This window comes from Mesorhizobium sp. M7A.F.Ca.CA.002.15.2.1 (assembly GCF_003998715.1).
GTDB classification, from domain to species: Bacteria; Pseudomonadota; Alphaproteobacteria; order Rhizobiales; family Rhizobiaceae; genus Mesorhizobium; species Mesorhizobium ciceri.
Genome location: NZ_RZPI01000608.1, coordinates 1 through 3434, shown reverse-complemented (window position 1 = coordinate 3434; position 3434 = coordinate 1). Strand labels below are relative to the sequence as shown.

4 protein-coding genes are annotated in these 3434 nt (G+C 64.1%); all 4 read left to right on the top strand.

Translation table 11 applies throughout. The annotated features are described in order from the left end of the window. A partial coding sequence (locus tag ENZ74_RS26090; protein ID WP_348630706.1) for an FCD domain-containing protein occupies positions 1 to 206 on the top strand: 206 nt, incomplete at its 5' end. Then, positions 203 to 1501 carry an MFS transporter gene (locus ENZ74_RS26085; protein ID WP_063168201.1) on the top strand — a complete coding sequence of 433 codons (1299 nt, stop codon included), beginning with the start codon at positions 203 to 205 and terminating at the stop codon, positions 1499 to 1501. The genes ENZ74_RS26090 and ENZ74_RS26085, both read left to right, overlap by 4 nt. A gap of 110 nt (positions 1502 to 1611) precedes the next feature. After that, entirely contained in the window at positions 1612 to 2349 is a 738-nt protein-coding gene (locus ENZ74_RS26080; protein WP_063168200.1) for a dienelactone hydrolase family protein, read from the top strand. A gap of 108 nt (positions 2350 to 2457) precedes the next feature. Continuing rightward, positions 2458 to 3434: NAD(P)/FAD-dependent oxidoreductase (locus ENZ74_RS26075; protein ID WP_164761213.1), on the top strand; the 977-nt coding region annotated here is incomplete at its 3' end.

The window sequence follows — 3434 nt, the reverse complement described above, 5'->3', positions numbered from 1 at the left end:
TGATGGAGCTCTACGACTTCTTCACCGCCGCCATCACCGAGACCATCCATGCCACCATCGACGGCGATCTGCCCGAACCGGACCACCAGGCGCATGCGGCTATCGTCGACGCCATTGCCGCGAGCAATCCCGAGCGCGCCGTTGCCGCCGTTCGCGCCTTCATGGCGCCGGTGCTTGCCCAACTTGAAAGACTGCTTTCGCAATGAACCAGAGTTTTCGTCAGCCTGACCCGACGGCGCAATCCGCCGCCATCGAGGGTCTGGAACTCATCGATGCCGAGGCCGACAGCCTGCCCGCGCCGCAGCCGCCTGAACTGCGCAGCCGTGCGGCGCGCATCGTGCTTGGCGCGAGCCTTGTGCTGATCGCCTTCAGCCTGCGGCCGCTGTTTTCCAGCCTGTCGGTACTGCTGCCCGAGGTGATGCAGGCAACCGGACTGTCGACGACGGGCGCCAGCCTGCTGACGACGCTGCCCGTTCTGTGCCTGGGTCTGTTCGCGCCCTTCGCGCCAAGACTTGCCCAGCGCTATGGAGCCGAGCGCACTTTGCTCGGGGCGCTCACCTTGCTGGTGCTGGGAACCGGCCTGCGCTGGTTCGGTACGGTTCCCCTGCTGTTTGTCGCCACCTTCCTTGCCGGCGGCGCCATTGCCATCGGCAATGTGCTGCTGCCGGGCCTGGTGAAGCGAGATTTCGCCGACAAGGCCGCCGTCATGACCGGGCTCTACACCATGGCGCTCTGTGCCGGCTCGGCGGCCGCCGCCGGCTTCACACTGCCGATCGAGCATTTTGTCACCGGTTCGTGGTCCGGGGCACTTGCTGCCTGGGCGGTGCCTACACTGGTCGTGCTTTTGATCTGGATTCCGCAGGCGCTGGGCAGCCGTCGGCAGGTCAGTCATCGGGGCTTTCGCGTCGTTGGTCTCTGGCGCGATCGCCTGGCCTGGCAGGTGACGCTGTTCATGGGCCTGCAGTCGGCACTTGCCTATTGCATCTTCGGTTGGCTGGCGCCGATCTTGCGCGAGCGTGGCTTCGATGCGGCCACCGCCGGCGCCATGGTTTCGGTGTCTGTCATGGCGCAAGTCATCACCTGCCTCGCCGTGCCATCCTTCGCGATGCGGCTGAAAGACCAGCGCGGCATCAATGTGGCGCTCGTTGCCACGGCGGTGATCGCGCTGCTCGGCATTCTGTTCGCACCGACCTCGACCGTGCTGTTCTGGGCGATCCTGCAAGGCATCGGGCAGGGCGGCCTGATCGCGGCTGCCATGAGCCTGATCGTGCTGCGTTCGCCGGATTCGCATGTCGCCGCGCATCTTTCAGGCATGGCGCAAGGCGTCGGCTATGTGTTGGCGGCATTCGGCCCGCTGCTGGTGGGCCTGATCCGCGACTGGACCGGCAGTTTTTCGGGAACGGCGTTCCTGTTCGTCGCGCTCGGGCTTGGCGTAGCCATTATGGGGCTCGGTGCCGGCCGCGCGCTGCATGTCGGTGCGCGGACGGTGCGAGAAGGCTAGCAATAGCGTCACGCAATCCCGCACGAAATTTTGACTGCCATGCTCAGGGAGCGCCTTGCCGTATAGGCTTGCGCGGATATGTATCGCGCATCTGTCGAACGGAGCGAGCGATGACGAAACACGACCTTCAGATCAAGACCAGGGATGGTGTTGCCAATGCCGGGCTTTTCCGCTCGGCAAACGCATCTCCTGCCAAGGCCGGCGTCATTCTCTATCAGGACGCCTTTGGTCCGCGGCCGGCGCTCGACAGTATGGCCGAGCGACTGGCGAATGAAGGCTATGCGGTGCTGGTGCCCGACCTGTTCTACCGCAATGCACCCTACGGGCCGTTCGACGCCAAGACCGCCTTCGCCGAGGAAAAGACCAAAATCCCGCTGATGGCGCTGGTCACCGGCACGACGCAGGACATGACCATCAGCGACAGCGGTGCGTTCCTCGATGCGCTTGCGGCAGAAGGCATTACCGGGCCGATCGGCACCATCGGCTATTGCATGGGCGGCGGTCGATCATTGAATGCGGCTGCAACCTATCCCGAACGGATAAAAGCGGCCGCAAGCTTCCATGGCGGCAATCTCGCCAGCGACGCCGCCGACAGCCCGCATCGCAAGGCAGCCTCGACCAAGGCGCGCGTCTATGTCGGCACATCCGGCGTCGACAGGAGTTTCCCGCCGGAACAGTCGGCGCGGCTGGCCGAGGCGCTCAGGGTTGCGGAAGTAGATCATGTCATCGAGAACTATGCCGGCATGGCGCATGGCTGGTGCGTGCCCGATCACAGCGTTTTCAATGCCGCGGGCGCCGAACGCCACTGGAAGCGCTTGACGACGTTGTTCGCAGAGACGCTGATCTGAGCCTTTGCCTGGCTGTTCTTGCCTGTTGGCTGTCCGCCCCGTTCGCGGTATCAGGCAGCACAAATGCGCTGCGCCGGATGAGTGGGCCGAGCGGGAACGAACAGCCTGATGCAATCCTATGATGTCGTGATCATCGGCGCGGGTGCCGCCGGAATGATGTGCGCCGTGGAGGCGGCCAAGCGCGGCCGTTCTGTACTGATCCTCGATCATGCGGCGGCGCCTGGCGAGAAGATCCGCATCTCCGGCGGGGGCCGGTGCAATTTCACCAACATCCATGCCAGCCCGAAGAATTTTCTGTCGGGCAATCCGCATTTCTGCATTTCGGCGCTCAGCCGCTATACGCAACGCGATTTCATCGCCCTCGTCGAACGCCACCGCATCGCCTATCACGAAAAGACGCTTGGGCAGTTGTTCTGCGACGGCTCCGCACGCCAGATCATCGACATGCTGGTCTCGGAAATGCAGGACAAGGGCGCCGAACTGGTGCTGTCGACCAGCGTTGAGGATGTCCGCAAAACCGTGGAGGGGTTTGTGCTCACTCTCTCCACGGGCACGATTAGGTGCCAGTCTCTGGTCGTGGCCTGCGGCGGCAAGTCGATCCCCAAGATGGGGGCGACCGGTTTCGGCTACGAGCTTGCCGGACAGTTTGGGCTTGCCATCGTCGAAACGCGGCCGGCGCTGGTGCCGCTGACCTTCGACGCAAACACGCTCGAACGGCTGGCGCCGCTGGCCGGCAACGCCGTCGACGCGGAAGTCTCCTGCGGCAAGACGCGGTTCTCCGAAGCGATGCTGTTCACGCATCGCGGCGTCAGCGGACCGTCCATCCTGCAGATCTCGTCCTATTGGCGCGAGGGCGACGAAATCCGCATCGCCATGCTGCCGGGAGTTGATGTGGCGGACCTCATTCGTAGTGCCAAGCGCGGTAATGGGCGGCAGGCGGTGCAGACCGTGCTGGCAAATCACCTGCCGAAGCGGCTGGCGCAGTCGATCGCCGAACGAACCGGCATCGACGGCAACCTCGCCGATCTTGCGGACGCCCAGATCAAAACCATAGCTGCCGCAGTCAATGACTGGCGCATCAAGCC